We start from the raw sequence: 7,430 nt of genomic DNA on the forward strand, positions 1-7,430 counted from the left end.
TACAGGTCGCTGTATATGTGCCTGCGGTGCTTACTGTGATGCTTGTACCTGTTGAAGTATTGCTCCACTTAACTGTGCCTGCACATCCTGTTGCACTTAATGTTGCTATTTCGCCATTACACAAGCTATTCTTGTTGCTGCTGATGACTGGTGCCACTGGCGTACTGCCTGTCGTGATTACTACTGAATTACTGTTACCACTTTCGCCACAACTGTTTGTACAGGTCGCTGTATATGTGCCTGCGGTGCTTACTGTGATGCTTGTGCCTGTCGAAGTATTGCTCCACTTAACCGTGCCTGCACATCCTGTCGCACTTAATGTTGCTGTTTCACCATTACACAAGCTATTCTTGTTGCTGCTGATAACTGGTGCCACTGGTGTACTGCCTGTCGTGATTACGATTGGATTTGAATTACCACTCTCCCCACAAATCGTCTCACATACTGCTGTGTATGTGCCTGCTACACTCACTGTCATGCTCGTCCCTACTGATGTATTGCTCCACTTAACCGTGCCATTGCAACCTGTCGCAATTAACGTCGCTGTCTCTGTTCCACACAATATCGTCTTAGTACTTGTTGTTACTGGCGTCGTTGGACTAACTCCTACTCTAATAATTATTGCATTCGATGAACTGCTACTGCCACAACTATTGCTACACGTTGCTGTATATGTGCCCGACGTCGTCACTTCTAATACACTACCACTTCCCCCTGATACATTCCAACTCAAGAGGCCTACACATCCACTCGCGGTTAATCTCGCTTTCTCACCATCACAACATATCGTCTTATCTGATACTACGATTGGGGCCGATGGCGTACTGCCTGTCGTCATTACGATTGGATTTGAATTACCACTCTCGCCACAACTGTTTGTACAGGTCGCTGTATATGTGCCTGCGGTGCTTACTGTGATGCTTGTACCTGTTGAGGTATTGCTCCACTTAACCGTACCTGCACATCCTGTTGCACTCAACGTCGCACTTTCTCCATTACACAAGCTGTTCTTAGTCGTGCTGATGACTGGGGCCACTGGCGTACTGCCTGTCGTGATTACGATTGGATTTGAATTACCACTCTCGCCACAACTGTTTGTACAGGTCGCTGTGTATGTACCTGCGGTGCTTACTGTGATGCTTGTCCCTACTGATGTATTGCTCCACTTAACTGTCCCTGCACAACCTGTTGCACTCAACGTCGCTGTCTCGCCATTACACAAACTGTTCTTAGTCGTGCTGATAACTGGGGCCGATGGTGTACTGCCTGTCGTGATTACGATTGGATTTGAATTTACACTCTCGCCACAACTGTTTGTACAAGTCGCTGTATATGTGCCTGCGGTGCTTACCGTGATGCTTGTGCCTGTCGATGTATTGCTCCATTTAACCGTGCCTGCACATCCTGTCGCACTCAACGTCGCACTTTCTCCATTACACAAACTGTTCTTCGTCGTGCTGATGACTGGGGCCGATGGTGTACTACCTGTCGTAATTACTATTGGATTTGAATTACCACTCTCGCCACAACTGTTTGTACAGGTCGCTGTGTATGTGCCCGAGGTGCTTACTGTGATGCTTGTACCTGTTGATGTGTTGCTCCACTTAACCGTGCCTGCACATCCTGTTGCACTCAACGTCGCTGTCTCGCCATTACACAAACTGTTCTTAGTAGTACTAATCAATGGTGCCACTGGCGTACTGCCTGTCGTGATTACTATTGGGTTTGAATTACCACTCTCGCCACAAATCGTCTCACATACTGCTGTGTATGTGCCTGCTACACTCACCGTGATGCTCGTCCCTACTGATGTATTGCTCCACTTAACCGTACCATTGCAACCTGTCGCAATTAACGTCGCTGTCTCTGTTCCACACAATACCGTCTTAGTACTTGTTATTACTGGCGTCGTTGGACTAACTCCTACTCTAATAATTATTGCATTCGATGAACTGCTACTGCCACAACTATTGCTACACGTTGCTGTATATGTGCCCGACGTCGTCACTTCTAATACACTACCACTTCCCCCTGATACATTCCAACTCAAGAGGCCTACACATCCACTCGCGGTTAATCTCGCTTTCTCTCCATCACAACATATCGTCTTATCTGATACTACGATTGGGGCCGATGGAGTACTGCCTGTCGTGATTACGATTGGGTTTGAATTACCACTCTCGCCACAACTGTTTGTACAGGTCGCTGTATATGTGCCTGCGGTGCTTACTATGATGCTTGTACCTGTTGATGTATTGCTCCACTTAACTGTCCCTGCACAACCTGTTGCACTCAACGTCGCTGTCTCGCCATTACACAAGCTGTTCTTAGTCGTGCTGATGACTGGGGCCACTGGCGTACTGCCTGTCGTAATTACGATTGGATTTGAATTACCACTCTCGCCACAACTGTTTGTACAGGTCGCTGTGTATGTGCCTGCTACACCTACTGTGATGCTTGTACCTGTTGAGGTATTGCTCCACTTAACTGTGCCTGCACAGCCTGTCGCACTCAACGTCGCTGTCTCTGTTCCACACAATACTGTCTTAGTACTTGTTATCACTGGCGTCGTTGGACTAACTCCTACTCTGATAATTATTGCATTCGATGAACTGCTACTGCCACAACTATTGCTACACGTTGCTGTATATGTGCCCGACGTCGTCACTTCTAATACACTACCACTTCCCCCTGATACATTCCAACTCAAGGTGCCTACACATCCACTCGCGGTTAATCTCGCTTTCTCTCCATCACAACATATCGTCTTATCTGATACTACGATTGGGGCCGATGGCGGATTTTTTCTTTCAATCACAACCTCAATACTGCTACCACTAGTACCACAAATATTCGTACATGTTACGGTATATGTTGCTGGCGTAGTTACTGTGATTGTCGATGTTGATTCTCCATTACTCCATGCGAGCGTACCCTCACAACCTGTCGCTGTTAATGTCGCTGATTCACCGCTACAAATGGCTGTTTTATCTGCTTTAACAATAGGTGCTGAAGGAGCATTTCCACGCTTAATTTCTATGACATTTGAACTTGGACTTACTCCACAAATCGTTTCACAAACGGCTGCGTATGTTCCTGCAACACTTACTGTGATACTAGTACCTGTTGCTGTTGTATTCCATTTCACGGTTCCATTACAACCAGTTGCCGTTAATATTGCCGTTTCTGTGCCACAAATCGTTAATTTATTGGCAGTAATTGTTGGGGTAGTTGGGGTAACACCTGTTCGGATAATAACTGGAATTGAAGATGTACTTGTTCCACAAATATTTGTACAAGTTGCAGAATAAGACCCCGATGTAGTTACTTGTAAAGTGCTACCCGTTGCTCCTAATACATTCCAAGTTATTGTTCCAGTTGTACATCCGCTTGCTGTTAATGTTGCCGTTTCACCATTACAACAAATCGTTTTATCTGTTGAAATTATTGGGGCAGATGGAGATGTACCTTTTTCGATATTAATACTTCCACTTGATACGCTTGTACCACAATCGGTTGTACATGTTGCTGTGTAAGCTCCACTTTGATTAACAATAATTGATGACCCTGTTGAACCATTGCTCCAAAGAACACTTCCTGCACAACCTGCTGCGGTTAAAGTTGCCGTTTCGGCATCACAAATGGTTGTTTTAGAAGCAGTTACAGTTGGAGGGTTTGGTTTATCACCAATTTTGATAATGATTTCATTTGATTTAGGGCTTATTCCGCAAATTGTCTCACATCTTGCCGAATATGTGCCTGCAGTTACATTAATTATTGTACCTGTAGCACTTGTACTCCAAACAACCGTTCCATTACAACCTGTTGCTGTCAATGTTGCCGTTTCTGTTCCGCAAATTGTCAATTTGTTAGCTGTAATTGTTGGTGTTGTTGGTGTAACGCCTGTATGTATTTCTATCGTATTCGATGCTGAACTTTGTCCACAACTATTGCTACAAGTTGCCGTATAAATTGCTGACGTTGTAACTTCAATTGTACTTGTTGTAGCACCTGTACTCCATGAAATTCTTCCTGTGCATCCGTTGGCAGTTAATATTGCTGATTCACCGTCACAACAGATTGTTTTGTTACTTGTAATAGTTGGAGCAACTGGAGTTGAACCTCTTGTTACTACTACTGAATTTGAATTTCCACTTGAACAATCACCTACTTTACAAATAGCTGTGTATGTTCCTTCAGCAGTTACCGATATGGTACTTCCTGTTGCTAATGTTGACCAAACTATTGTTCCACCTGTACAAGCTGAAGCTTTTAGCACTACTGAACCGTTTTCACAAATTGTTGTTGGCCCATCAATGCTGATAGTAGGTGGTGTTGGTTTTTCTTTTACATCAACCACAACTATTCCAGCTGTTGTACAATAGTCTTTCGTAACTGTTATTGTGTAAGTTCCTTCAGCCGCTAATGTTACTGCATTTATGGTGGCTATTCTGCTTGCTTGTGCAAATGCGTTTGGTCCTGTCCAAGAATACGTTGCACCAACACCAAAATCTGGAGCTGTTAAAGTCAGATTTTGACCTTCGCAAACATTAACATTTGAAGAAATTATTTTATCTAAAACTTTTACTGTTACAACTGTTGCTGTAGTACCAACGCATCCTTTACTATCTGTTACAGTTACGCTGTATGTACCTTGGGCAGCAGCAGTTGCTGATAAGATAGTTGGATTTTGTAATGTTGAAGCAAATCCATTTGGTCCGTTCCAAGAATACGTTACACCGCCACTTGAGTTTAATTGGATTGTTGCTCCTTCACAAACTGGCGAATTACTACTGATAGTCGGTACTAACTGTGCTGGTTGGTTAACCACAATTCCTGTTACCGAAACTTTACAACCATTGGCGTCAGTTACTTCAACTGAGTATGTACCTGCAATCAAGTTTGATATTGTAGATACGGTTGCACCAGTATTCCATTTGTAAGTATATGGTGTTTTTCCACCAACAACATTTACAGTTGCAGAACCATCGTTGCCTCCATAACAAGTTACATCTGTATGAGATGGAGTCGCTAAAAGCTTGTCTGGTTGTTTTACTTCAACAACTGTCGTTTTGATACAGTTATTTGCATCTTTAACAGTTAATGTATAAACTCCAGCTGTTAGGTTTCCAAATACATTACTAGATTGGAAGTTTGTTCCATCTTTACTGTAAGTATAAGTTGTTTTACCGCCAGTAGCCGTTAGTGTTATTGAACCGTTATTTTCGTCATTACATTTTACATCGGTTGCAATTCCTGATAATGTAAGCGGGTCTGGTTGAGTAATTGTTACACTTGTAGTTTTAAGACAATTATTTGCATCTTTTACTGTAAAAGTATAAGTACCTGCCAATAAATTGTTGAACACATTTGATGATTGGAAGTTTGCACCATCTTTGCTATAAGAATAAGTTGTTTTACCTCCTGTAGCAGTTAATGTTACACTACCGTCATTTCCTCCATAACATTTCACATCAACTGGCGAACCAACTAATGTTAAAGCATCTGGTTGAGTAATTATTACACTTGTAGTTTTAGTACAACCGTTGTAATCTTTTACTGTAAAAGTATAAGTACCTGCCAATAAATCATTGAAAATATTTGATGCTTGGAAGTTTGTTCCATCTTTGCTATATGAATAAGTAACGGTACCACCACCTGCGGTTAATGTTACTTTTCCATCATTTCCACCAAAGCATTTCACATCATCTTGTGAAGATGTTAATGTTAATACAGTCGGTTGCGTAATCGTTACTGTTGCGGTCGCTGTACAAGCATTTGCATCTGTTACCGTTACGGTATAAGTGCCTGCTACTAAATTATTCGCTGTTGCTGACGTGCCACCACTTGGACTCCAGGCATAACTGTAAGCTGTTGTACCGCCATTTGCAGTCACCGTTGCACTGCCATCGTTGCCGCCATAACATTTAACATTTACACCCACCGCACTCGCTGTTAATTTCGTCGGTTGTGTAATCGTTACTGTTGCAGTTGCTGTACAAGCATTTGCATCCGTTACCGTTACTGTATAAGTTCCTGCTACTAAATTATTCGCTGTTGCTGACGTGCCACCACTTGGACTCCATGCATAACTGTAAGCTGTTGTACCACCATTCGCTGTGACCGTTGCACTGCCATCATTGCCACCATAACATTTTACATTTACCCCTACCGCACTCGCTGTTAATTTCGTCGGTTGCGTAATCGTTACTGTCGCGGTCGCTGTACAGGCATTTGCATCCGTTACCGTTACTGTATAAGTTCCTGCTGTTAAATTATTCGCTGTTGCTGACGTGCCACCACTTGGACTCCATGCATAACTGTAAGCTGTTGTCCCACCATTCGCTGTCACCGTTGCACTGCCATCATTGCCGCCATAACATTTTACATTTACGCCCACCGCACTCGCTGTTAATTTCGTCGGTTGCGTGATCGTTACTGTCGCTGTTGCTGTACAGGCATTTGCATCCGTTACTGTTACTGTGTATGTTCCTGCTGTTAAATTATTCGCTGTTGCACCTGTGCCACCACTTGGACTCCAGGCATAACTGTAAGCTGTTGTACCACCATTTGCTGTGACCGTTGCACTACCATCATTGCCGCCATAACATTTTACATTTACACCTACTGCACTCGCTGTTAAACGGCTTGGTTGCGTAATCGTTACTGTCGCGGTCGCTGTACAAGCATTTGCATCCGTTACTGTTACTGTGTATGTTCCTGCTACTAAATTATTCGCTGTTGCTGACGTGCCGCCACTTGGACTCCATGCATAACTGTAAGCTGTTGTTCCGCCATTTGCTGTTACTATTGCACTGCCATCATTGCCGCCATAACATTTAACATTTACCCCTACTGCACTCGCTGTTAATTTCGTCGGTTGCGTAATCGTTACTGTCGCGGTCGCTGTACAGGCATTTGCATCCGTTACCGTTACTGTATAAGTGCCTGCTACTAAATTGTTCGCTGTTGCTGACGTGCCACCACTTGGACTCCATGCATAACTGTAAGCTGTTGTTCCACCATTCGCTGTCACCGTTGCACTGCCATCATTGCCGCCATAACATTTTACATTTACGCCCACCGCACTCGCTGTTAATTTCGTCGGTTGCGTGATCGTTACTGTCGCTGTTGCTGTACAGGCATTTGCATCCGTTACTGTTACGGTATATGTTCCTGCTGTTAAATTATTCGCTGTTGCACCTGTGCCACCACTTGGACTCCAGGCATAACTGTAAGCTGTTGTACCACCATTTGCTGTGACCGTTGCACTACCATCATTGCCGCCATAACATTTTACATTTACACCTACTGCACTCGCTGTTAAACGGCTTGGTTGCGTAATCGTTACTGTCGCGGTCGCTGTACAAGCATTTGCATCCGTTACTGTTACTGTGTATGTTCCTGCTACTAAATTATTCGCTGTTGCT

1 protein-coding gene is annotated in these 7,430 nt (G+C 43.7%); it reads right to left on the bottom strand.

All coding sequences use genetic code 11. The features are described from left to right. Positions 1 to 7,430 (bottom strand): beta strand repeat-containing protein (locus MJQ71_RS20760; protein ID WP_238808867.1); only part of this gene is annotated, 7,430 nt, incomplete at both ends.

It is taken from the genome of Emticicia aquatica, assembly GCF_923079645.1.
In the GTDB taxonomy this organism is placed as follows: domain Bacteria; phylum Bacteroidota; class Bacteroidia; order Cytophagales; family Spirosomataceae; genus Emticicia; species Emticicia aquatica.